The sequence below is a fragment of the uncultured Thioclava sp. genome, from assembly GCF_913064665.1.
Lineage (GTDB): Bacteria > Pseudomonadota > Alphaproteobacteria > Rhodobacterales > Rhodobacteraceae > Thioclava > Thioclava arctica.
The window spans coordinates 1-24,065 of sequence record NZ_CAJYBT010000002.1 but is presented as its reverse complement, the minus strand read 5'-3'; the positions used below and the strand labels follow the sequence as shown (position 1 = coordinate 24,065).

22 protein-coding genes are annotated in these 24,065 nt (G+C 61.1%); 15 read left to right on the top strand and 7 right to left on the bottom strand.

All coding sequences use genetic code 11. The features are described from left to right. Positions 1-67: 67 nt before the first annotated feature. The 3 genes from bmt to QZ571_RS00960 form a co-directional block, all read right to left on the bottom strand. On the bottom strand, positions 68-1,078 hold the full coding sequence (gene bmt / locus QZ571_RS00970; protein WP_295530307.1) for a betaine--homocysteine S-methyltransferase: 1,011 nt from the start codon (positions 1,076-1,078) through the stop codon (positions 68-70). 95 nt (positions 1,079-1,173) lie between these two features. Further along, a complete protein-coding gene (locus QZ571_RS00965; RefSeq protein ID WP_295530304.1) occupies positions 1,174-3,201 on the bottom strand; it encodes a phosphatidylglycerol lysyltransferase domain-containing protein in 2,028 nt (675 codons plus the stop codon). 135 nt (positions 3,202-3,336) lie between these two features. Then, on the bottom strand, positions 3,337-3,651 hold the full coding sequence (locus tag QZ571_RS00960; protein ID WP_295530301.1) for a DUF1476 domain-containing protein: 315 nt from the start codon (positions 3,649-3,651) through the stop codon (positions 3,337-3,339). A 205-nt stretch (positions 3,652-3,856) separates the two neighbouring features. On the opposite strand from QZ571_RS00960, the gene purC reads away from it, so the two are divergent. The 5 genes from purC (at position 3,857) to QZ571_RS00935 (ending at position 8,786) form a co-directional block, all read left to right on the top strand. Then, positions 3,857-4,618, top strand: coding sequence for a phosphoribosylaminoimidazolesuccinocarboxamide synthase (gene purC, locus QZ571_RS00955; RefSeq protein WP_295530298.1), 762 nt, complete (start codon positions 3,857-3,859; stop codon positions 4,616-4,618). A gap of 14 nt (positions 4,619-4,632) precedes the next feature. After that, positions 4,633-4,872: a phosphoribosylformylglycinamidine synthase subunit PurS gene (gene purS, locus QZ571_RS00950; protein WP_295530296.1), complete on the top strand. Its 240-nt coding sequence runs from the start codon at positions 4,633-4,635 to the stop codon at positions 4,870-4,872. Between the two features lie 64 nt (positions 4,873-4,936). Then, entirely contained in the window at positions 4,937-5,605 is a 669-nt protein-coding gene (purQ, locus tag QZ571_RS00945) for a phosphoribosylformylglycinamidine synthase subunit PurQ (protein WP_295530293.1), read from the top strand. Positions 5,606-5,738: 133 nt separating this feature from the next. Continuing rightward, on the top strand, positions 5,739-7,451 hold the full coding sequence (locus tag QZ571_RS00940; protein WP_295530655.1) for an ATP-binding protein: 1,713 nt from the start codon (positions 5,739-5,741) through the stop codon (positions 7,449-7,451). A gap of 3 nt (positions 7,452-7,454) precedes the next feature. After that, entirely contained in the window at positions 7,455-8,786 is a 1,332-nt protein-coding gene (locus QZ571_RS00935; RefSeq protein WP_295530290.1) for a sigma-54 dependent transcriptional regulator, read from the top strand. Here QZ571_RS00935 and QZ571_RS00930 read toward each other — a convergent pair. Then, complete coding sequence (locus QZ571_RS00930; protein WP_295530287.1) at positions 8,777-9,691, bottom strand: LysR family transcriptional regulator; 915 nt, start codon at positions 9,689-9,691, stop codon at positions 8,777-8,779. The genes QZ571_RS00935 and QZ571_RS00930 overlap by 10 nt on opposite strands. Before the next feature lie 365 nt (positions 9,692-10,056). Here QZ571_RS00930 and QZ571_RS00925 point away from each other — a divergent pair, with 365 nt between their 5' ends. From QZ571_RS00925 to QZ571_RS00900, 6 genes are all read left to right on the top strand, one after another. Next, complete coding sequence (locus QZ571_RS00925; protein WP_295530284.1) at positions 10,057-11,274, top strand: ABC transporter substrate-binding protein; 1,218 nt, start codon at positions 10,057-10,059, stop codon at positions 11,272-11,274. A gap of 70 nt (positions 11,275-11,344) precedes the next feature. Next, the gene (locus QZ571_RS00920) at positions 11,345-12,115 is read left to right on the top strand and encodes an ABC transporter ATP-binding protein (RefSeq protein ID WP_295530280.1); all 771 of its coding nucleotides are present in this window, start codon (positions 11,345-11,347) and stop codon (positions 12,113-12,115) included. Beyond that, on the top strand, positions 12,112-12,834 hold the full coding sequence (locus QZ571_RS00915; protein WP_295530277.1) for an ABC transporter ATP-binding protein: 723 nt from the start codon (positions 12,112-12,114) through the stop codon (positions 12,832-12,834). The genes QZ571_RS00920 and QZ571_RS00915 overlap by 4 nt, the downstream gene beginning before the upstream one ends. Before the next feature lie 15 nt (positions 12,835-12,849). After that, complete coding sequence (locus QZ571_RS00910) at positions 12,850-13,755, top strand: branched-chain amino acid ABC transporter permease (RefSeq protein ID WP_295530274.1); 906 nt, start codon at positions 12,850-12,852, stop codon at positions 13,753-13,755. A 12-nt stretch (positions 13,756-13,767) separates the two neighbouring features. Continuing rightward, positions 13,768-14,763 carry a branched-chain amino acid ABC transporter permease gene (locus tag QZ571_RS00905; protein WP_295530271.1) on the top strand — a complete coding sequence of 332 codons (996 nt, stop codon included), beginning with the start codon at positions 13,768-13,770 and terminating at the stop codon, positions 14,761-14,763. A gap of 521 nt (positions 14,764-15,284) precedes the next feature. Beyond that, positions 15,285-18,149 carry an Rne/Rng family ribonuclease gene (locus QZ571_RS00900; RefSeq protein WP_295530652.1) on the top strand — a complete coding sequence of 955 codons (2,865 nt, stop codon included), beginning with the start codon at positions 15,285-15,287 and terminating at the stop codon, positions 18,147-18,149. 94 nt (positions 18,150-18,243) lie between these two features. On the opposite strand, the gene QZ571_RS00895 is transcribed toward QZ571_RS00900, so the two are convergent. Then, positions 18,244-18,471 (bottom strand): sulfurtransferase TusA family protein, encoded by a 228-nt coding sequence (locus QZ571_RS00895; protein ID WP_295530268.1) that lies wholly within the window; start codon positions 18,469-18,471, stop codon positions 18,244-18,246. Between the two features lie 94 nt (positions 18,472-18,565). Here QZ571_RS00895 and QZ571_RS00890 point away from each other — a divergent pair, with 94 nt between their 5' ends. Next, positions 18,566-19,309 (top strand): cytochrome c biogenesis protein CcdA, encoded by a 744-nt coding sequence (locus QZ571_RS00890; RefSeq protein WP_295530265.1) that lies wholly within the window; start codon positions 18,566-18,568, stop codon positions 19,307-19,309. Between the two features lie 71 nt (positions 19,310-19,380). Here QZ571_RS00890 and QZ571_RS00885 read toward each other — a convergent pair whose 3' ends face one another. Beyond that, on the bottom strand, positions 19,381-20,880 hold the full coding sequence (locus QZ571_RS00885; RefSeq protein WP_295530261.1) for a CoA-acylating methylmalonate-semialdehyde dehydrogenase: 1,500 nt from the start codon (positions 20,878-20,880) through the stop codon (positions 19,381-19,383). 110 nt (positions 20,881-20,990) lie between these two features. Here QZ571_RS00885 and QZ571_RS00880 point away from each other — a divergent pair, with 110 nt between their 5' ends. The 3 genes from QZ571_RS00880 (at position 20,991) to coaD (ending at position 23,004) form a co-directional block, all read left to right on the top strand. After that, entirely contained in the window at positions 20,991-21,908 is a 918-nt protein-coding gene (locus QZ571_RS00880) for a LysR family transcriptional regulator (RefSeq protein ID WP_295530259.1), read from the top strand. 72 nt (positions 21,909-21,980) lie between these two features. Then, the gene (locus QZ571_RS00875; protein WP_295530256.1) at positions 21,981-22,415 is read left to right on the top strand and encodes a CBS domain-containing protein; all 435 of its coding nucleotides are present in this window, start codon (positions 21,981-21,983) and stop codon (positions 22,413-22,415) included. A gap of 91 nt (positions 22,416-22,506) precedes the next feature. Beyond that, on the top strand, positions 22,507-23,004 hold the full coding sequence (gene coaD / locus QZ571_RS00870; protein ID WP_295530253.1) for a pantetheine-phosphate adenylyltransferase: 498 nt from the start codon (positions 22,507-22,509) through the stop codon (positions 23,002-23,004). 4 nt (positions 23,005-23,008) lie between these two features. Here coaD and QZ571_RS00865 read toward each other — a convergent pair whose 3' ends face one another. Then, entirely contained in the window at positions 23,009-23,731 is a 723-nt protein-coding gene (locus tag QZ571_RS00865; protein WP_295530250.1) for a YfdX family protein, read from the bottom strand. Positions 23,732-24,065: the final 334 nt, after the last annotated feature.

The window sequence follows — 24,065 nt, the reverse complement described above, 5'->3', positions numbered from 1 at the left end:
TGGCCCGTTTCATCTGGCAAGAAATACTCCCGCCGGAGGCATCCTGCCCCCGCAACAGGCGCTCCGCTTAGCTGCGGCGGCGTCCACGCCGTTCGCGCTTAGCGCCACCTTCACCCAGCCCGTCATCTTCTGACGAGAAGCCGCCCAGCTTGGCGGAAATCTCTTCCAGCGTCGGGCGCTCGCCACGCGGGGTGTTTTCCAATGCGGCCCGCATCGCGCGCAGGTGATCGGGCATTGTGCCGCAGCAGCCGCCGATGATCGTGGCGCCGCAATCGCGCGCCATCACCGCATAGGCACCCATCAATTCGGGCGTGCCGTCATAATGGATATGGCCATCGACATATTTCGGAATGCCCGCATTGCCCTTGGCGATGATCGGGCGTTCGGTTCCCGTCGCGGCAAAGCCCAGAATCGTGCGCAAAAGATCCGCCGCGCCGACCCCGCAATTGGCGCCAAAGGCCATCGGCGGATGCGCCAGCTTTTCGACCATCGCTACCATCGCGGTCGAGGTCAGCCCCATCATCGTGCGCCCGGCGGTGTCAAAGCTCATCGTGCCACACCAAGGCATACCCGCCAAATGGCAGGCCTCGGCGGCGGCCTTGTATTCCTCGGGCGCGCTGATCGTTTCGGCCCAAAGCACATCCGCGCCGCCTTCTTTCAGACCCTCGGCCTGTTCGTGAAACATTTCCACTGCCAGCTCATGGGTCAGCGTGCCCATCGGCGCGAAAATATCGCCCGTCGGCCCGATCGAGCCTGCCACGATCACCGGGCGGCCCGCGGCATCCGCGACATCGCGCCCGATTTCGGCCGCCAGTCGGTTCAACTCGCGCACACGGCTTTGCGCATCATGCAGTTTGAGGCGCGAGGCATTGCCGCCAAAGCTGTTGGTGAGGAAAATATCCGAGCCCGCATCAACAGCCAGCGAATAAAGTTGCTTGATCTTGCCCGGCTCATCGGCATTCCACAGCTCGGGCGCATCCCCCGAGGACAGCCCCATATTGAACAGGTTGGTACCCGTCGCGCCATCGGCCATCAGCCAATCGCGAGTTTCCAGAAGGCGGCTTAGCGCATCGGTCATCAGTGCCTCGATTCCATGGCGTTGTGGGGCGCGCGGTGGGGCGGCCCTTTTCTCTGTCCTGCCACGCTGGGCGACAATTGGCAAATTCCTTTCCTTCAAGATGATCTTGAGCAGGATTTGAACGGGGCGCGCGCAGGCGGATGAATTTGCCCCTCGTTTGGCTCGGAAACTGGCGTTTGGGAGGGGACGCATAGGGCGGGTGGCGCATGGATTGCGCGCGCGACATCCGCCGCCCCGAGCATTAACGCCCCGCGTGAGGGCGCGGCGATGTAGCGCGGGCTCAGGCGGGGCGCAAAACCCATCTTGAACTGGCGCAGCCCAGCAGCGCTGGCGCCCTTTTCGGCGCGATCCCAGATCTTGCGCGCAGGCCCAGCGATATCGGCGGCGCGTGGGGGCAGGGCGGCAAGCGAAACGCGCGAAACACCGCACGCACGCGCGGCGTCAATCGCCGCCAGTATCAGCGCATGCATCGTGCCATCGGGCGCATCTGGGGCTGGGCGCATCAGGTCCAGAACCCAAGCGGCGTGACCGGTATGAAAGCTGGCAAATCCGATGATCGCGCCGTTGTGGCGCGCGACAATCACAGCCTGATCTGCGACATATGCGGCGTTGAAACGGCCCATCGAAAAGCCCCGCTCGGCCCCGCGTGCGTGCGCCCAAACTGCCGCGATCCGTGCCAAATCACCCGCATCCGGAGCGGCCTCGAACGCGCAGCAGACCCCAGCCTTTTCTGCCTTGCGCAGCTTGCGTCGCAGACCGGCGCGCGCGGGCGTTGCGAGCTGAAACTCTGACAGATCCAGCCAGCATTCCAAGGCCACGGGGGTCACATGCCAGCCGGATTTGCGCGCAATGCTGGCAGAGCGCGGGCCAAGCTTATAGGCGCAAGCGATACGTCCTTCATCGCGCGCATTTTCGCGCAGTTGGGCCAAATGGGTTGGCATATCGACATCGCCAAAGGGGTCAAGAAGACCGATCAGCGCTTGGGATGTGCGCCCGATCATCCAACCGCTGCGCGCATCAGGGCTTAGCAGCACCGAATGCTCGCCCTGACGCAGCAAGCCAAGCTCTGGTTGATCCGATTGCCCGATCAGATGCGCCAAACGCGGTGTGAGCACGGGGGCGGGCGGCACGAGATGGGGCCGCAGGCGCGCGGGATGCGCGCGATCCGAGAGTGCAAGCACTGCCATCGCCAAAAGGGCAGGCGCCCCGTAATAGACCAGCCGCCACGCAAGAATTGCCGCCAACAACGGAGCGGTTTCGGGCTGCGGAAGCAGCGCCAGCAGCGTCACTTCGAACGGACCAACCCCTCCGGGTGAGCCAGAGACAAACCCCGCCCCAAGTGCGATCAGAAAGGCCGGATACAGCGCCAGCGCGCCAATCCCACAGCCCGTAGGCAGCAAAAGCCACAGCGCCAGTGCCGCAAAGGCGGTATCGAGCAAGCACAGCCACAAAAGACGCCCCATGACGGGCAGCGTTGGCAGGCGCAGATGCCAGCGCGCGATTTTCATCCCCGGCTTCCAAAGGGCCACTCCGGTCAGCACACCGCCCAACAGCAAAGCGATGCCCGCCATGGCGCGCACGGCCCAAGCCCCTTGGTCCGCCAATGGCACAGGCAACGCGATCAGCACCAAGGCGCCAAGCACCGCCCAGGCAGCCAGAAAGCTGGCCGCGACTGCGGCAGTCAGGCGCGACGCCTCGAGCAGCGACATTCCCGGCAACATCCGCCAGCGCACCAGCGCGCCCGAAATCAGGCCAAAGCCCACGGTTTGCGAAATCGCGATGGCAACCCAGCCGGCGCGGCGCGCCCGCTCGGGCGGCTGACCCGTGCCAAGCGCGCGATGCAACAGCGCGTCATAATTGGCCAAAGCCGCGAAGGAACAGGCGCTGGCGAGTGCGGCGAGGGTCCATTGCAGCGGCGACACCTGCGCGAAAGCGGCCGCAATCGCGCCCCAGTCAAGCGCCGCAATCCGTTCGCGCAGCAACAGCGCAAAGCCCGCCAACAGCGCGATCACCACGATCTGACGCCTAAGCGCGCCCGCCCAACCGGGCAGGCGCATCTGGCGCGCTTGCAGCGCCGAACGGGCGGACCCTGTTCGCGACGTGCTGGACTTGTGTTGCGCCATTAAATTGCTCCTGGCCGACCCCAACTTGTCGAACAGGCTAGCGCAGAGCCGTTCACAGGCGCTTAACGCCCACACAGCAAAACGCCGGGCGCAACGGGTGCGTCCGGCGTGAGATATCGGCGTGAGGCTGTGGGATCAGATTTCTTCGAGGACCTGACGACGGGCCTCAAGCATGCATTCCGCCATTTTGGCCCGGATCGCGGCTTCATCGGCTTTGCCATCCAGATCGGCGGCCAGCTTGCGATAGACGTCCTCATGCCCGGCTTCTTCGAAATCCGCCGTCACGACGGAGCTGATATAGTCAGCCGCTGCCGGTCCGGTCTTACCCAAAAGATCTGCCGCCCAGACGCCGAGCATCTTGTTGCAGCGCGCATCGGCCTTGAACTGCAATTCCGCATCATGGGCGAATTTGTTCTCATAGGCGTTTTCGCGATCATCGAACGTGGTCATCGGCTGTTTCCCCCGAAGTAAGTTTTTCGTTATCTCTTGATATGCACACCCTTCCCCCACATCGCAAGAGGAACCGCGCGCGGGCGCATGAGAGTTTGCGCAGTTTGCCTTGCCCCAGCGGCGGGCCTGTTCTATAGGGCAAGCAAGGGTCTCCCATGCCGCCCGCGCCCGGGCTGACAGGGAGCGCAGCGAGAACGGAGACGCCATGGCACCGCGGCGCAAGAAAATCTACGAAGGCAAGGCGAAAACGCTGTATGAGGGCCCTGAACCGGGCACGCTTGTGCAGTATTTCAAAGATGACGCCACCGCGTTCAATGCTCAGAAAAAGGCAACGATCGAGGGCAAAGGCGTTCTCAACAATCGCCTTTCTGAGTATTTCATGACGGGTTTGACCAATATCGGCGTGCCAAACCACTTCATCAAACGGCTCAATATGCGCGAGCAGTTGATCCGTCAGGTCGAGATCGTGCCGCTGGAAGTGATCGTGCGCAATTTTGCGGCCGGCTCGATTTCCAAACGCCTTGGGCTGGAAGAGGGCACGCCTTTGCCCCGTCCGATCGTGGAATACAGCTACAAGAACGATGATCTGGGTGACCCGCTGGTGCCCGAGGAATATATCATCGCGTTCGGCTGGGCCAATCAGCAGGATCTGGATGACATCGTGGCGTTGGCGCTGCGGGTGAATGATTTCCTGACTGGCGTGTTTTATGCCGTTGGTATCAAGTTGATCGATTTCAAAATCGAGGTTGGCCGCGTTTGGGAAGGTGATTTCATGCGCCTTCTGGTCGCCGATGAAATCAGCCCCGATAGTTGCCGCCTGTGGGACATGAAGACTGGCGAGAAGCTGGACAAGGATGTGTTCCGGCGCGATCTGGGCAACTTGACCGACGCCTATACCGAAGTTGCGCGGCGGCTGGGCGTATTGCCCACCAATACCGCGCAGATCAAACCGACCCTGATCAACTGAAAGGAGCCCCGGCGATGAAAGCGCGCGTGCATGTGATGCTTAAGGATGGGGTGCTTGACCCGCAAGGTGAGGCGGTGCGTCATGCACTGGGCCATCTGGGCTTTTTGGGGGTTGAGGGCGTGCGTCAGGGCAAGGTGATCGAGCTGGATCTGGCCGCAACCGATGCCGCGAGCGCAGAGGCGGAAGTGCAAAAGATGTGCGACAAGCTGCTCGCCAATACCGTGATCGAAAAATACACCGTCGAGATCGTCTGAACCCGCCGGGGCGCTGCTCCGAACCTCGGGATATTTCAAACACTTGAAAGCAGGAGCCGCTGCGATGAAAGCCGCTGTCATCACCTTTCCCGGGTCCAATTGCGACCGTGATCTGGCCGTGGGCTTTGAAAAGGCCGGCGCGCAGGTGATCAAGGTCTGGCACAAGGAAACCGAACTGCCCGACGGGATCGATGTGATCGGCGTGCCGGGCGGGTTTTCCTATGGCGATTATCTGCGCTGTGGGGCGATTGCGTCGCGCTCTCCGGTGGGGCAGGCGATTGCCGATTTCGCCGCACGGGGTGGCTATGTTCTGGGCATCTGCAACGGGTTCCAGATCTTGACCGAAATGGGCCTGCTGCCGGGCGCGTTGATGCGCAATGCTTCGTTGAAATATATCTGCAAGCCGGTCGCCTTGACCGTGGCCAGTGCCAACAGCCCCTATACCGAAAGCTACGGGGCGGGGGCGCAGGTGACCTTTCCGATCGCGCATCACGACGGCAATTACCAGATCGACCCCGAGGGGTTGGCCGCGCTGAAAGCCGAGGATCGGGTGGCGTTTCGCTATGTCGACAACCCCAATGGATCGGTTGATGATATCGCCGGAGTGCTTAGCGAAAACCGTCGGGTTCTGGGTATGATGCCCCATCCCGAGCGCGCGATTGAGCCTGCGCAAGGTGGCGCCGATGGGGCGGCGCTTTTCCGCGCGTTGTCTGGGATCATGGCAAGCGCCTGAGAGCGCATGCTTGCCCGCGCTCATTGCACTGGCGTAAGTTGGCGCCATGTCTGATGAAACATCGCAAGATCTGATATTGCCCGAGGCAGACGAGCCCGCGCCCAATGCGCGCCGCGTGCGTGCCCGCTGGCTGATGCGGATCGCTGTGGCGGCGGTTTTGGTGCTGGCCGTGGCAGTGATGTGGGTCAGCAATCTCTGGCTGACGCAGCGCTTCACCGAAACCACGCGCGTGCGCGCCGAGTTGCGACTGGCCCTTTATACCGGCAACATCATGTCCGAGTTGCAGCGCACCAATGTTGTGCCGCTCTTGCTGGCGCGTGACCCGCAACTGATACAAGCGCTTGATTCAAATGACTATTCTACGGCCTCGGCGCAGCTGATATCGGCGCGCAAAGAGGTGGCGGTGGCCTCGATCCGCTTGCTGGACATGCAGGGGCGGGTGGTGGCCTCAACCAACCGCACGCAGATCGGCATGGGCTTTTCCACAGAGGCGTTTTTCGTCGATGCGACGCGCTCGCGCGATACGATCTTTTCGCTTAACAGCAATACGGCGGGGGGCGCGGAGTTCGACTATTCGCGCGCCGTCGTTCAAGATAATCGCCCCGTCGGAGTGATCGTGGTTGAGGCCGATCTGTCGAAGTTCGAGCGCTCTTGGGCGGGCATTTCGGATGCGGTGGCGGTGACGGATAGTGCGGGCACGATCATTTTGACGACCGAGCCGCGTTGGCGCGGGTTGACGATGGCGCAGGCTTTGGCGGCGCGCTCGGCCCCCACGGCGATTCAGCGCGCGCTGCAAGCCACAGCCGATTGGGCCAATGAGGCCCCGGATGCCTATCTCAAGGGGCAGGCCGTGATGCGCACCGAGGCGCGCGTGCCGTTCCGCGGTTGGAAAATGATCGCGTTTACCAGCTATGATTCGGTCCGCGAGCGGGTGAATGCGGTGCTGGCGCTGGAAATCATGGGGTTCGCGATTTTGCTGGCGCTGGTGTTTTACGCGCTGTCACGGCGTGCGCGGCGCCAAAGTCAGGCCCTGCGCGCCGAATCGGCAGAGCTGCGCACTCTGAACGTGCGCCTGTCGCGCGAGATTGCCGAGCGCGAGAAAGCCCAGATGGACCTTGCCGTGGCCGAACAAACCTTGGCGCAAAGTTCCAAACTCGCCGCTTTGGGCGAGATGTCGGCGGCAGTGAGCCACGAGTTGAATCAGCCGCTGGCTGCGATGAAAACCTATCTGGCGGGGGCGAAGCTTCTGCTCCAGCGCGCGCGCACCGAAGAGGCGCTCTCCTCGTTCCAGCGGATTGACGATCTGATCGGGCGGATGGGGGCGATCACGCGTCAGCTGAAATCTTATGCCCGAAAAGGCGGCGAGGCGTTTGAGCCAGTCGATCTGCGCGCCGCGCTCTCTGAGGCGCTCGCGATGATGGAACCGCAGCTTAAAACCCGCAAATTGCACATCATCCGCACGATGCCGCGCGGATCTGTTATGGTGATGGCTGATCGCATCCGTTTGGAGCAGGTTATCATTAACCTGTTGCGCAATGCCTTGGACGCCACCAAGTCAGTGGCCGAACCCCAGGTCGAGCTGATGCTGACGGCGGGGGAGACTGCCGTTTTGAGCGTGCGCGATAATGGCCCCGGGATCAGCGATCTCGACAAGCTGTTCGAGCCGTTCTGGACGACAAAGAAACCGGGCGAGGGAACGGGGCTTGGCCTTGCGATTTCCTCGTCCATCGTGGCTGATTTCGGCGGTCGCATGACCGCGCATAATTCTGAGGGTGGGGGCGCTGTGTTCGAAGTGCAGTTGCCGCTTTTGTCGGATAAGAACAGGTCCATTAGGGCTGCGGAGTAAGATATGGCTAGAATGATGAAGGTCGCGATCGTCGATGATGAAGAGGACATGCGCCAATCGGTCAGCCAATGGCTGGCGCTGTCGGGGTTTGACACCGAGACCTATCCCACTGCTGAGGATGCGCTCAAGGAAATTGGCGCGGATTGGCCGGGCGTTGTGATTTCCGACATTCGGATGCCGGGGATGGACGGGATGGCGTTTCTCAAGCGGTTGATGGGCATTGATAGCGGTTTGCCGGTGATCATGATCACCGGGCATGGCGATGTGCCCATGGCGGTTGAGGCGATGCGCCTTGGCGCGATGGATTTCATGGAAAAACCCTTTAGCCCCGACCGGATGACCGAGCTGGCCAAACGTGCCACGCAAGCCCGGCGCACCACGCTGGACAACCGCGCGCTGCGTCGCGATCTGGCCAAGGGCGAAAAGGTGATCGGCAAACTGATCGGTACCTCTGAACCGATGGAGCGGCTGCGCGAGGACGTGCTTGATCTCAGTCAGGCCGATGGCCATGTGCTGATTGATGGCGAGACCGGGTCGGGCAAGACCTTGGTGGCGCATGCGCTGCATGCCACGGGCCCGCGCGCGGGCAAGAAATTCGTCATGGTTTCCTGTGCCGCCTTCACCGAAGAGGCGCTGGCGGCCAAGCTGTTTGGCCCCGTCGAAGAGGGCGGTTTGCCCCTTGTCGAAGAGGCGCGCGGCGGCACCCTTTGCCTTGAGGATGTCGAGGCGCTGAGCCAACCGCTTCAGGCGCGGTTGCTGCAATTCATCAACGATCAAGGCACGCCCGCCGAGACCCGGATCGTGGCGATCTGCAACACCCATGGCGAGGGCAAGACGGTCGAGGATGCGCTGCGTCCCGACCTGTATTACCGCCTTGCCGCGTTGAAAATCACCCTGCCGCCGCTGCGTGCGCGCGGTGAAGATATTCTGACACTGTTCAACCGGATGTCAGAGCAATTCGCCGATGAATATGGCTGCGACGTCCCCGAGGTGACCGCGCAAGAGGCCGCGCAACTGCTGCAAGCGCCGTGGCCGGGCAATGTGCGCCAGCTCATCAACGTGGCCGAGCGTGCGGTGCTGCAATCGCGGCGCGGTTCGGGTTCGATTGCCTCGCTTCTGATGGCCGATGACGAAGATACCGGCCCTGCGGCGATCACCACCGAGGGCAAGCCGCTGAAAGAATATGTCGAGAGCTTTGAAAAAATGCTGATCGACAACACGATGCGCCGTCACAAGGGATCTATCGCGGCGGTGATGGAAGAACTGTGCCTGCCGCGCCGCACCCTGAACGAGAAGATGGCGAAATACGGGCTTCAGCGGTCAGATTATTTGTGACAGGGCAGCGGCGCGTCGGGCAGAAACTCGCCGCGCGCCGCCCCCACCTGATCGGCGATAAAGCGCATCGTGGTGCGCACCCGCGCGCTGTCGCGTAAATCCTGATGCGCCACCAGCCAGAATGAACGCCGGATTTCGATCTGCTCGGGCAGAACGGCGATCAATTCGGGGCTGTGTTGAGCCATGAAATCGGGCAAAATCCCCAAACCTTTGCCTGCCGCCACCGCGCGCATCTGCGCAAACAGGTTGGTCGAAGACAGCTGGGGCACGTGATCGCCCATCACCAGTGACAGGTAATCCAGCTCGGGCGTGTAGATCAGCTCGGGGATGTAGCCGATCAGCAGATGCTGGCCCAAGGTTTCGGTATCGGTGACGGGATGAGCGTCTAGATAATCGGGCGCGCCATAGAGATGCAGCGTGTAATCGGTCAGTTTGCGCGAAATCAGCCGCCCCTTTTCGGGCCGTGACAGGGTGATGGCGATATCGGCTTCGCGTTTGGACAGGCTGAAAATGCGCGGCGTGGCGACCAGTTGCACCTCGAGGTCGGGATTGTCGCGCGCGAAATCGGCCAGCCGTGGGGCGAGGAAAAACGCACCGAACCCGTCGGGCGCGCCGATTCGCACCGAACCCGACAGCGCATATAGCTCGCCTGCGATATCGTCATGCACCTTGGCCGCGACGCTTTCGATCTGCTCGCCATGACGCAGCAGCCGCTCGCCCGCGCTCGTCAGTGCATAGCCGCGCGGGCTGCGTTCAAACAACTGCGCGCCAAGCTGTTTTTCCAGCGCCCCCACCCGGCGCGACACGGTCGCATGATCCGATCCGATGATCCGCGCTGCCGCCGTCAGACGACCCGCGCGCGCCACGGCCAGAAAATAGCGAAGATCGTCCCAATCGAAAGTCATAACATCTCCTGAACGGGTATGGGCATTTGCGCACATCAACTTCGCAAATCGTGGCATGGCCGCGCGGCGTCTCCCACCTATCCTTTAGGCCTAGATCGGTGATTGCTTGTTTTGCGTGTGATAACGCTATGTTGACTCTGAGTGAGGGTCGTGGCGGTTTATGCAACACGTGAACGTGTGAGTGCCGGTCTGGCAAGACTTCACGACGCACCCCATTGGAGGACGGGACCGGGGTGTGTGAGGATGGCGCAAGAATTGCGTATCGCCCCCCAAGGCTGGGGCTCGCGCGATCAAGACGGATCCAAACGATGCCGCTTGCGGGTGGTTTCGGGCGGACAATAGACAACAATCAGGGAGGAAGATTCATGAAATCAACAATTTATGCAGGTGTGAGTGCCGCAGCGCTGATGCTGGCTGCAAATGGCGCGCTGGCGCAGGACGCGGTTTCGGACGGCGTCGTGAAAATCGGCGTGCTGGGCGATATGTCGGGCGTCTATTCGACCGGTTTCTCGGGCAAGGGCGCTGTGGATGCGGTGAACATGGCCGTGCGTGATTTCGGCGGCACCGTTCTGGGTAAGCCGATCGAAGTGATCTCGGCGGATCACCAGAACAAGGCCGATGTGGCCTCGGCGACCGCGCGTCAGTGGATCGACGAAGAGCATGTCGACATGATCACCGATCTCACCAACTCGGCGGTGGCGCTGGCAGTGCAGAAACTGGCCTCCGACAAGCATGTGATCACGATGGCAACGGGCGCGGCCTCTGCTGCGCTCACGGGTGCGGATTGCACGAAATACGGCATCCACTACGGTTATGACACGCACGCTCTGCCCGTGGGCACGGCGACGGCCGTTGTGAAAAACGGTGGCGATAGCTGGTATTTCATCACCGCCGATTACGCCTTTGGTCATGCGCTGCAAGACAACACCACCGAGGTGATCAACAGCCTTGGTGGCAAGGTTCTGGGCAGCTCGGACGTGCCGCTTAGCTCGACCGATTTCTCGTCTTACCTGCTGCAGGCGCAAAGCTCGGGCGCGAAGGTGATCGGTCTGGCCAATGCGGGCCAAGACACCGTGAACGCGATCAAGCAGGCGCATGAATTCGGTATCGTCGAGGGCGGTCAGCAGCTGGCGGGTATGCTGGTGCTGATTTCGGACGTGAAATCGTTGGGCACGGATGTGGCCAAGGGGCTGCAATTCACCAGCGGCTGGTATTGGAACTCTGACGACAAGTCCAAAGCGTGGAAAGCCGAATACGAGAAATTCTCGGGCGGTGAGGCTCCGACCTTTGTGCATGCGGCGGATTACTCGCTGACGATGGCCTATCTTGAGGCGATCAAGGCGGCTGGCACGGATGATCCCGACAAGGTGCGCGAACAGCTTGGCAAAATGAAGATCGACGATTTCTTCGCCAAGGGCGGTCAGATCCGTCAAGACGGTTTGCTGGTGCATGATATGTATCTGCTCAAAGTCAAAGACGGCGGCACCGACCCGTGGGATGTGGCCGATGTCGTGCGCACCATTCCGGGCGATGAAGCCTATGCGTCGCTTGCGGCTGGCGGTTGCCCGCTCGTCAATAAATAAGCCAATCAAAACTCGGACGGGGGCGACCGACAGGCCGCCCCCGAACGCGTATCAGTGCGAAGGCCAGACCATGAGTGACATCATCCTCGAGGCCCGCAACCTGACCAAAAGTTTTGGCGGTTTTGTGGCTGTGAACGGGGTTGATCTGCGCATCCAGCGCGGTTCGATCCATGCCATTATCGGGCCCAATGGCGCGGGCAAGACGACAATGTTTAACCTGTTGACCAAGTTCATCACGCCCACATCGGGCAAGATATTGTTCAACGACACCGATATTACCAATAAGAAACCCGCCGAGATCGCGAATATGGGTGTTGTGCGCTCATTCCAGATTTCGGCTGTGTTTCCCCACCTCACCGTACTGGAAAACGTGCGCCTGGCGCTGCAGCGCGGGCTGGGGGTGAGCTATCATTTCTGGCGCTCCAAGGCGTTGCTGCATGATCTGGATGCGCAGGCGATGGCGCGTCTGGAACAGGTGGGGCTGGCTGATTACGCCACCCTGCGCGCGGTCGAGCTGCCCTATGGGCGCAAGCGGGCGCTGGAAATCGCGACAACGCTGGGGCTGGAGCCCGAGTTGATGCTGCTGGATGAGCCGACGCAGGGCATGGGCACCGAAGATGTGGGTGCTGTGACCGAGTTGATCGGGCGTGTGCGCGATGGCCGCACGATCGTGATGGTCGAGCATAACCTTGGCGTCGTGGCCGAACTGGCCGACACGATCACCGTGCTGGCGCGCGGCGAGGTTCTAGCCGAGGGGCCATATTCCGAGGTGTCCAAGAACCCGAATGTCATGGAGGCCTATATGGGCGTCTCTGCCGATGAGCAGGAGGAGGCCGTATGAGCACGACAACCCTGATCAAACCGATGCTGAAAATCGAAAACCTGCATGCGTGGTATGGCGAATCCCATGTCCTGCACGGGGTCAATCTGGAACTGGGCGAGGGGCAGCTGATCACGCTGCTCGGGCGCAACGGGGCAGGGCGCTCGACGACCCTGCGTTCAATCATGGGGATGGTGGATCGCCGGACGGGTTCGATTGCGATCAACGGTCAAGAGTTCATCACCAAGCCCGCGCATCGCATCTCGCCCGATGGCCGGATCGGGTTTTGCCCCGAGGAACGCGGCATCTTTGCCTCGCTTACGGTGGAAGAAAACCTGCTGCTGCCGCCGATGGTGGGCGCCGATGGCATGTCGATTGAAGAGCTGTTCGACATGTTCCCCAACCTCGCCAATGTGCGCAAACGCATGGGCACACGGCTGTCGGGGGGCGAGCAGCAGATGCTTGCGATTGCGCGTATCTTGCGCACCGGCGCGCGATTGTTGTTGCTCGATGAGATCACCGAAGGGCTGGCCCCCGTGATCGTGAAAACGCTGGGCCGGGTCATTCGCGACCTCAAGACGCGGGGCTACACGATTGTGCTGGTGGAGCAGAACTTCCGCTTTGCCGCGCCGTTGGCCGATCGTCATTACGTCATCGAACATGGCGAGGTGATCGACACGATCGAGGCCGCCGATGTCGAGGCGAGCATGGACCGCCTCAACCATTACCTGAGCGTGTAAGGAGGGAGACCAAACATGGACCCTATGATCCGACTGATCCTCGCCCAGGGTATGCTGGGCCTAAATAACGGTGTGTTCTACGCGATGCTAAGCCTTGGCTTGGCGGTGATCTTTGGCCTGCTGAACGTGGTCAATTTCGCCCATGGCGCGCTGTATATGCTGGGCGCGTTTCTGGCGCTGATCCTGTATTCCTATGCCGGGGCATGGGTGGGGCTGGATGCGCTGCATATCGGCTTCTGGCCCGCGCTGATCCTTGCGCCACTGATGGTGGCCGGGTTCGGGATGCTGATCGAGCGCTTTATGCTGCGCCGTCTCTATAAACTCGATCCGATCTATTCCTTGCTGCTGACCTTTGGCGTCACACTGGTGCTGCAAGGGCTGTTCATCAACTTCTTCAACGCCTCGGGAACGCCCTATCCGGGTATGCCCGAAAGCCTGCGCGGGGTGGTGAACCTTGGCTTTATGATGTTCCCGAAATACCGCCTGTTCGTGATCATCTTCTCGATCATCGTCTGTTTCGTGGTCTGGTACATTATCGAGCGCACCCGGATCGGCTCGCGCCTGCGCGCAGGCACGGAAAATCCGGAACTGGTGAAAGCGTTTGGCATCAACGTGCCCTTGATGGTGATGCTGACCTTTGGCTTTGGCACCGGGCTTGCGGGGCTTGCGGGCGTGCTGGCCGCGCCGATCTATTCGGTGAGCCCGTTGATGGGGGCCAACCTGATCATCGTGATCTTTGCGGTGGTGGTGATTGGGGGTATGGGCTCGATTGCGGGGGCGGTGGTGACTGGCTTCTCGCTGGGTCTGGTCGAGGGGATCACCAAGGTCTTTTACGCACCCGCCGCCAATACCGTGATCTTTCTGTTGATGGTGATCGTCTTGCTGGTTCGGCCCAATGGGCTGTTCGGGCGTCAGAGTTAAGGGGTGCAAGATATGAGCGATACGACCACCGAAATCGGCGAGTTCGAGGAAAACACCGGAGAACCCGAACACCGCACGCGCTCGCGGATCTGGCAAGGAGTGTTCTGGGTCGCGTTGATCGGCTTCTTGCTGATTGCCCCGACGCTTTTCTACCCGGTCTTCGTGATGCAACTGCTGTGTTTCGCGCTGTTTGCGGCCGCCTTCAACCTGCTGATCGGCTTTACCGGGCTGTTGTCCTTTGGTCATGCCGCCTTCTTTGGCGGCGCGGCTTATATCGCGGGGCACGCGCTCAAGGTCTGGGGCTTTCCGCCGCTTTTGGGGATCGCTGCGGGCACGCTGTTTGCGGCTGCGTTGGGTTGGGCCGTGGGATCATTGGCGATCCGCCGTCAGGGGATTTACTTTGCGATGATCACGCTGGCGCTGGCGCAGATCGTGTATTTCTTCGTGCTGCAGATGCCTTTCACCGGCGGCGAGGACGGCTTGCAAGGCATTCCGCGCGGCCATCTGCTGGGCTTCATCGACCTCAACCAACCACTGGCGATGTATTACACGGTCGCGGCGATCTTCCTTGTCGGGTTCCTAGTGATCTATCGGATCATCCATTCGCCTTTCGGTCAGGTCTTGCAGGCAATCCGCGAGAACGAGCCGCGCGCGCTGTCGCTGGGCTATAATGTGGACCGTTTCAAGCTGTTGGCTTTCGTGCTGTCGGCGGCGCTGGCGGGGCTTGCGGGCTCGACCAAGGCGCTGGTGTTCCAGTTCGCCTCGCTGACGGATGCGCATTGGCAGATGTCGGGTGAGGTGATCTTGATGACGCTTCTGGGCGGCATGGGCACGATCTTTGGCCCCGTCGTGGGCGCGTTCGTCGTGGTCACGTTGCAGCATGTCCTAAGCGGCATCGGGTCCTGGGTGCAGGTCGTGATCGGGGGCACCTTCATCGCCTGCGTGTTGCTGTTCCGCCGGGGTATCGTGGGCGAGTTGGCGCGCCTGCTCAAGATCAACTCGCTTTAAGTTTCGCGCCCGCGCGGCGCGCGAAACCTTGCAATCAGCACGCCCCCTCGGAGGACCTCCGAGGGGGCGTTGTGCGGTTTGGGCGGTGCGATTAACGCAAGCGCAACGAAAATTCGATTGTATTTCGGGCAAACGTGCCGCTATGGTCATAAACAGTCGGTCGCACTTTGGCACTGCCCTATGTGACCCACCGAAATTCGCTGATCTCCAAGCAGCCCCGATGCGCAAAATACGCGCAGGTGGCGCGTGTTTTGGATCAACCGATTGGCCGCAAGGCCGCTAGTTTGCCTCCCTCTGCCGATTTCAGGGCAAGGAGGTTATGAATGGGGTGCCGGAACAACCGTGCGCCTGGGAAAGAACCGCGATGATGCGTGTCGAGCTGAGGCAAATGATCAAGGGTGGGCCAGAAATGGCCGCGCCCGCTTGCCTGTGCCGCCCGCCCATCGCCTCATGGACACATCATGCTGCTTGTACGTTGGACCCTCCGGGTTTGGCGCCAAGGGCATGGGCAATGGAATTACATGGCAAAGAAGATGCTTATCGATGCAACCCACGCGGAAGAAACCCGCGTCGTGGTGGCAGACGGCAACAAGGTCGAGGAATTTGACTTTGAAACCATCAACAGACGGCAACTCGCCGGCAATATCTATCTGGCAAAAATAACGCGGGTGGAGCCTTCGCTCCAGGCCGCTTTTGTCGATTACGGTGGCAATCGTCACGGATTTCTCGCCTTTGCGGAAATCCACCCCGATTATTATCAAATCCCGGTCGCTGACCGTGAGGCTCTGATCGAGGAAGAGCGCCAGTTGGCTGAGGCCGCCGACGCCGAAGAAGACAAACCCAAACCGACGCGCCGCCGCCGCTCGCGCCGTCCGGCCAAGGCCGAAAAGGCCACGAACGATGAGGCCGTTGTCAGCTCGGACGAAATCCCGGGCATGGCGATTGTCGATCACGAGGCCGACGACGCGCAGGATGGCGATGCGGCGCAAGCTGTGGCCGCTCCGGTCGAGACAGATGATGCAGCGCAAATCGTCGCAGCAGATCTCCCCGCCGAGGATGCGCCTGTTGCAGAGGCACCTGTTGCTGATGAAGCCGACTCTGACGCCAGCGATGACGAGTCCAGCGATGATTCCGACGATGACGCGCAAGACGATGACGACAGTGACGCCGCCGAACGCGCCGTAGACAGCGGCATTGAATCGATTGCCGATGAGGACGTTCAGGAAGAAATGCGCACGCCCCGCAAGGCCCGCGCACGCCGCTACAAGATTCAAGAAGTCATCAAAGTGCGCCAGATCATGCTGGTGCAGGTCGTCAAGGAAGAGCGCGGCAACAAAGGCGCGGCGCTTACTACCTATCTGTCGCTTGCCGGTCGCTACTGCGTCTTGATGCCCAACACCGCGCGTGGTGGTGGCATTTCGCGCAAGATCACCAATGCCGCAGACCGCAAGAAGCTCAAGGAAATCGCCAGTGAGTTCGACGTGCCCAAGGGCGCGGGCCTGATCGTGCGCACCGCTGGCGCGCAACGCACCAAGACGGAAATCAAGCGCGATTACGAATATCTCATGCGCCTGTGGGAGCAGATCCGCGATCTGACGATGAAATCCATCGCCCCCGCGCCGATCTATGAAGAAGGCGATCTGATCAAACGCTCGATCCGTGATCTGTATTCGAAAGAGATCGACGAGGTGCTGGTTGAGGGCGAGCGCGGTTATCGCGTGGCCAAAGACTTCATGCGTATGATCATGCCGAGCCACGCCAAAAACGTGAAGCACTACCAGGAATCGCTGCCGCTTTTCGCGCGCTATCAGGTCGAAAGCTATCTGACGGGCATGTTCAACCCGACCGTGCAGCTCAAATCGGGCGGTTATATCGTGATCGGGATCACCGAGGCGCTGGTGGCGATCGACGTGAACTCGGGCCGGGCCACCAAAGAGGGCTCGATCGAGGAAACCGCGACCAAGACCAACCTTGAGGCCGCCGAAGAGGTGGCCCGCCAGTTGCGCCTGCGCGATCTGGCCGGTCTGATCGTGATCGACTTTATCGACATGGATGAGCGGCGCAACAATGCTGCGGTTGAGAAGCGTCTGAAAGACAAGCTGAAAACCGACCGTGCGCGCATTCAAGTCGGGCGCATCTCGGGCTTTGGTCTGCTGGAAATGTCGCGCCAACGTCTGCGTCCGGGGATGCTGGAAAGCACCACGCAGCCGTGCTCGCATTGCCATGGCACGGGGATTATCCGCTCGGATGACAGCCTCGCGCTGTCGGTTCTGCGCGCGATCGAAGAAGAGGGCACGCGCAAACGCTCGCGCGAGGTTCTGGTGCGTGCGCCGGTGGCCGTGGCCAACTATCTGATCAACGCCAAGCGCGAACATATCGCCTCGATTGAGGCGCGCTATGGCATGTCCGTGCGCATCGAAGCGGCCCCCGATCTGATCTCGCCCGACTTCACGATGGAAAAGCTGAAAACCGCGACCCGTCTGGTGCCCGAAGTCTCCAGCGCGGTGGTGTCTGCCACGGCAAGCCTGATGGCCGAGATTGATCTGGATGAAGAGGACGAGGCCGTTGAAGAGGCGGAAATCGTTGAGGCCGAGGCCGAAACGCCCGAGCTGAGTGAAGACGATCAGCCCAAGAAAAAACGCCGTCGTCGTCGTCGTAAGAAGCGCGGCAATGGCGAAGAGGGCGCGCAGAATGGCGACGAGGGCGAGAGCGATTCGCAAAATGCCGCTGATGCGGTGCAAGCGGACGGGGCCGATCAGCCTGCTGCGAGCCCGGTTGAGGCTGCCGTGAGCGAAGAGGCCGTTGAAGAGGCCCCCAAGCCCAAGCGCCGCACGCGGTCGCGCAAGAAGGTCGAAGCCCCTGTGACTGAGGGAGAGGCCGTTGCTGAGGCCGCGCCTGCGACTGAGGCGGCTGAACCGGCTGCCGAGGAAGAGGCACCCAAGCCGAAACGGCGCACCCGCTCGCGCAAGAAGGTTGAACCCGACGCCGAGGCGCAAGCCGTGGCTGAAGGCGAGGCTGAGGCTCCGGTGGCTGAAGAGGCCCCCAAGCCGAAACGCCGGACGCGCACGCGTAAAAAGCCCGAGCCGGTCGCTGCCGAAGCTGTTGAAACGCCGGATGTTCCTGCAACGCCGCAGCCCGACGCACCGGTTGAAACGCCGCCTGCGCCGCAGCCGAATGCGCCGGTCGAAACCCCGCCCGCACCCAGCGAAATGCCGGTGCAGGTGCCTGACGAAACCCCGGCAAGCCCGCCAAGCGAAGCGCCGGTGGAGATGCCTCCCGAGGCACCGCCCGAGGCCCCCATCGAGATTCCGCAAGGCGACACGATGGTTGAGACAAAGCCCGAGCCCGCCAAATCCCGCCGTCGCGGTTGGTGGAGCCGGGGTTAAGATCGCGCTGTGAAACATGTAAAAGGCCGGGCACAGCGCCCGGCCTTTTTGCTATTGGGTGTGGGGGCACATGTCAGCCGTGGGCGGGGTGGCCTCAGCCCTTGCGCACCAAATAGACCTTCACGCCTTCCCAATCCTCGGCCGAGATCAGCGTATGGCCGCATTGGGCGCAAAAATGGGGTACGTCGACCCAGCTGGCGCCATCGGTCGCCTCAAGGCGCACCAAAGTGCCGGGGGCGCGCCCCTCCAGCGCCTTGCGTAGCCGCAAAACGGGCAGCGGGCACAGCAGGCCACGCGCGTCGATCTCTAGGGTATCGCTCATGAAAATCGCATTAGGCCGCCCGCGCGGATTTGTCCACGAGGTTGTTATCTCACGGACAGGTGACCGCGCCTGCGCGATAGGGTAAGGCTGTGGCATGTTTGGAATCGATCTTGCCAGTGCCGCCTTCCTGCCCGCCGCGTTTGTCGCGTTGTCTGCGGGTCTTTTGTCATTTTTGTCGCCCTGTGTGCTGCCCATTGTGCCGCCCTATCTGGCCTATATGGGCGGGGTGAGCATGGGCGAGCTGCGCGAGGGGAAACGCTCGGCTGTCGTGCCTGCGATCTTCTTCGTGCTGGGCCTGTCGACGGTGTTTTTGTTCCTCGGCTTCACGGCCTCGGCTTTCGGGCGGTTCTTTCTGACCAATCAGGTGCTGTTCGGGCGTATCGCGGGCGGTGTGATTGTCGTGCTGGGCCTGCATTTCCTTGGCCTGTTCCGGATCGGGTTTCTCGACCGTGAGGCGCGGCTGGACGCGGGGGATCGCGGCGGCTCCAGCTTAGGCGCTTATGTGCTTGGGTTGGCCTTTGCCTTTGGCTGGACGCCCTGCATCGGCCCGCAACTGGGTGCGATCTTGTCGATTGCAGCACAAGGCGGGGATATGGCGCGCGGCACCGGATTGCTGGCGGTCTATGCGCTGGGGCTGGGGATTCCGTTCCTACTGGCGGCGCTGTTCATCCAGCGCGCGATTGGCGTGATGAACCGCATCAAGCCCTACATGGGCATCATCGAAAAAACGATGGGCGCGCTGTTGGTGATTGTCGGGATTTTGCTGCTGACCAATGCGTTCTCGAACATTAGTTTCTGGCTGCTTGATACTTTCCCGGGGCTGGCAAAGCTTGGATAGTCGTTTGGGTTAGCGATAAAGAAAAAGGCCGCGCGTGATGCGCGGCCTTTTCGTTTGTATCGGGGGCGCGATCAGTCGAGCGCTTTGAAGTTCAAGCTGGCGCCATCCTTGATGCCCGAGAACCAGCGCGCCGTGACCGTCTTGGTCTTGGTGTAGAAGCGGAACGCATCGGGGCCATATTGGTTAAGATCGCCAAAGCCCGACTTTTTCCAGCCACCGAAGGTGTAATAGCTCAGCGGAACCGGGATCGGGAAGTTGATGCCGACCATGCCCACATTCACTTTCGCGGCGTAGTCGCGTGCGGTGTCGCCGTCAGCGGTGAAGATCGAGGTGCCGTTGCCATAAGGGTTGTCGATCACCAGATCGAGCGCCTCTTCATAGGTTTTCGCACGCACCATCGACAGGACGGGGCCAAAGATTTCTTCTTTGTAGATGTCCATCTCGGGGGTGACGTTGTCAAACAGCGACGGGCCGACGAAATAGCCGTCTTCATAGCCTTGCAGGCTGAAGTCGCGGCCATCACAGACCAGATTCGCGCCTTGCTCGACGCCCGAGTTGATCAGGCCAAGGATGCGCTCTTTGGCGGCTGCGGTGATGACGGGGCCGTAATCGACATCATCGCCACCCGTGTAGGGGCCGACTTTGAGCTTTTCGATCTTCGGCACGAGGCGTTCGATCAACGCGTCTGCGGCTGCGTCACCCACCGGCACTGCGACCGAAATCGCCATGCAGCGTTCGCCCGCCGCGCCAAAACCGGCACCGATCAGCGCATCGGCCGCCTTGTCCATATCGGCATCGGGCATGATCAGCATGTGGTTCTTGGCACCGCCGAAACATTGCGCGCGCTTGCCGTTATTGGCGGCGCGACCGTAGATATATTGCGCAATCGGGGTCGAGCCGACAAAGCCGACCGCCTGAACCGTTTCATGATCCAGGATCGTATCGACCGCCTCTTTATCGCCGTTGATCACCTGCAAGACGCCATCGGGCAGACCGGCCTCTTGAGCGATTTCAGCGAGCATCAGCGCCGTGCTGGGCGTGCGCTCGGACGGTTTGAGGATCATCGCGTTGCCCGAGGACAGGGCTGGGCCCATTTTCCACAGCGGGATCATCGCGGGGAAGTTGAACGGCGTGATACCCGCCACGACGCCCAGCGGCTGACGCATCGAATACAGATCAATGCCGGGGCCCGCATCGCCGGTAAATTCGCCCTTGAGGAAAGCAGGCGCGCCCATGCAGACCTCGATCACCTCAAGACCGCGCTGCACATCGCCGCGTGCATCGGGCAGGGTTTTGCCATGCTCGCGCGAGAGAACTTCGGCGAGCTTGTCCATGTCGCGCTCGATCAGCGCGCCGAATTTCATCATCACGCGGGCGCGGCGCTGCGGATTGACCTTTTGCCAATCCAGCTGCGCCTTGGCGGCATCTGCGACAGCGACGTCGATTTCCGCCGGAGAGGCCAGCGCTACGCGCGCTTGCACTTCACCAGTGGCGGGGTTGTAGACATCGCTAAAGCGGCCCGACGTGCCTGCAACGCGCTTGCCGTTGATCCAGTGACCGATCTCTTCCATAGGGTTCTCCTCCAAACGGGATTGTGGTTTGGCATAACAATAGCCTTGCGAAAATGTAGATAAAAGGGGAAGTAACTCAAAAGCGTTTTGCAGTTTTGCAAAGGTGAGTGATGCTCGATTGGGATGATCTGCGCATATTCCTGGCTGTGGCGCGGGCAGAAAGCCTGTCGCGGGCGGGGCGCGCGTTGAAACTGGATGCCGCGACGGTGGGGCGGCGCGTCGCGCGCCTCGAAGAAGCGCTGTCGGCCAAGCTGTTCGTGAAATCGCCGCAGGGCTATGCGCTGTCCGAGGCGGGGGACCGTTTGTTGCCCCATGCCGAGGCCGCCGAGCAGGCCTTTGGGGGCGCGCAAGAAGAGCTGTCGGGCACCGCGGGCCAGTTGAGCGGGCAGTTGCGCATCGGTGCGCCCGATGGTTGTGCGAATTACCTGCTGCCACAGGTTTGCGCCAAGATTTCAGACGCCAACCCGGGGCTGGAAATTCAGATCGTGGCACTGCCCCGGGTGTTCAACCTCTCCAAGCGCGAGGCCGATATGGCGATCACCGTGTCGCGCCCGACAGCGGGGCGGCTGACGGTGCAAAAGCTGACCGATTATCACCTGCATCTCGCCGCGCATCGCGATTATCTGGCCAGATCGGCGCCGCTGACCTGTAAGGGCGATCTGCGCGCGCATCGCATGATCGGCTATATTCCCGACATGATTTTCGACAAAGAGCTTGATTACTTTGCCGAAACTGAGGCGCAGGTGGTTGGGCTGGCCTCAAACTCGGCCTCGGTGCAGACGCGCATGGTGCAAAGCGGGGCGGGGATTGGCATCGTGCATGATTTTGCCATTCCCTTTGCGCCCGGTGTGGTGCGGGTACTGGCCGATGAGGTCTCGCTCAAGCGTGCTTTCTGGCTGATCCGTCACGCGGATGACCGACGCTCGGAACGGCTGACGCGCTTTGCCGAGGCGCTGGGGCAGGGCTTGCGTGACGAGGTTTCCCGGTTGGAGCGTCGTGCAGCTGACACAACTCTGGCGACGCCGTGATCGCCTTTCCGTTGACAAACCGCTCTTCGCGGTGAGACGCTTGATTCAACGAGAAGTTTCAGGGAGACCGCCATGCAAGTGATGCAAATTTTAAAGGATAAGGGCCAAACATCGGTGGTCACGGTGACTCCGGACACCAGTTTGGCCGATGTCGTGGCGACTTTGTCGGCCAAACGGATCGGTGCGGTGGTTGTGTTGTCCGATGGTCACAATGTCGCCGGTATCGTGTCCGAGCGCGATATCGTGCGCGAAGTGGCGCGGCGCGGTGCGGCATGCCTGACGCTCAAGGCCTCCGACGTGATGACGCGCGAGATCAAATGCTGTGGCCCGATGGACAGCACCGATGAGGTGATGGAGCGCATGACCGCAGGGCGTTTCCGCCACATGCCGGTGCGCGACAAGGGTGAGATGATCGGCGTGATCTCGATCGGCGATGTAGTCAAGGCTCGCCTGGCCGAGCTGCATATGGAAAAAGAAGCGCTCACCGGCATGATCATGGGCAACTGATGCTGCGTCGCGGCAACAATGGTCTTGCATTCGGGTGCGCAATATAGTTGCGTGCGCGCACCCGAAAACGGGGACTTAGAGGAGGGTTGCCATGCGCATCGGTCTGTATCCCGGAACATTTGATCCGGTCACGCTTGGTCATATCGATATCATCGAACGCGCCTTGGCGCTGGTGGACCGGTTGGTGATTGGCGTCGCGATCAACCGTGACAAGGGGCCGCTTTTCACGCTTGAACAGCGGGTGGCGATGCTCAAGGCCGAATGCGGCGCTATCACCGCGCGATGTGGCGGTGAGATCGTTGTGCATCCGTTCGAGAATCTGCTGATTGATTGCGCCCGCGATGTTGGGGCCAATGTGATCATTCGGGGACTGCGCGCCGTTGCCGATTTTGAATATGAATTTCAGATGGTTGGGATGAACCGGGCACTGGATCCGCAGATCGAGACTGTGTTCTTGATGGCAGATGCGCGCCGTCAGGCGATTGCTTCCAAGCTGGTCAAAGAGATCGCGCGGCTCGGCGGGGATGTGTCGAAATTCGTAACCCCCGCCGTGCGCGAAGCTATTTCGCAAGCCTATTCAAAGGACTAAAGTCTTAGCCCGCTGTTTTGGCGCTTGGCGTGGTGGTTTGCGACGTTTGCGTGTTTCCGGCCTGTTGGGGTAGATCGTTCAGCGCCCATTGGTCAATCACCACGCCTTCTTCAACACCTTTGAGCGCAAGATTGGCCTCGTAATAGCTGCCTTTCTTGATCAGATTGGCGGCATCTTGCAGATGTGTCAGCGAGAGTTTCGTAGGCACCAATGCCGCGCTTAGCGAGACTGCGATATCGCCGGATTTAAGCGTCTCCGCAGCACCTTTCGCATCGCCTTTGGCCATCTGGTCATTGGCTTTGCTCACCGTTTTGGCGTTGTCCGGCGTGACGGAGAAATCTTCACCCAGTGCGATTGAGCTGTCAAAGGGCACATAGGTGACGCCCTGTTTGCCCGCTTTCGAGGTCACGCCCCATTTCGCCTCAGAGGCTTGGGCTGACTTCATCTTGGCGATCGCGTCATTGGTCATCTTGCCGGCCATGTCGGTATTGCCGTCAAACAAGGCAAGCCGCGCCGCGCGCACATCGCGCATCGAGGTATAGGCATCATTGACTGTGGTCAGCAGTTGTTTGTTGGCCGAACTTGCGGTGGCTTTGGCGACAGAGTCTTTGGTTTGCGTGCTGGCGGCGGGCGTGGAGCCAGCAAAAGCGGGCGCGATATAGCTCATGGGCCCTGCAATAAGCGCCCCGGACATCGCCAAGGCGAGCAATGTGGTGTTCCGTTTCATGACTCAAATCCCTTTTCAAAGGTGGGTTACGTCCAAGGCAGCCCAGTGCCGCTTTGGATGTCTGAGAAACGTCTGGGGTGGGATCGGGTTCGCTCAACCCTTTTCAAGCTGGGGGCATTGCGGGTGAGCAACCGTGCGCTACCTGTGAGGCGCGCGTGATGGGCAAAAAAGAGGGGGCCGCAACGGGCCCCCTCATCGCGTCAGCTTGGTCCGGGGGCTGGCCCCCGGCTTGCTCAGATCAACTTGCCCATCGCGACGGCGGTGTCGGCCATGCGGTTGGAAAAGCCCCATTCGTTGTCATACCAGCTCAGGATCCGCACCATCCGGCCATCCA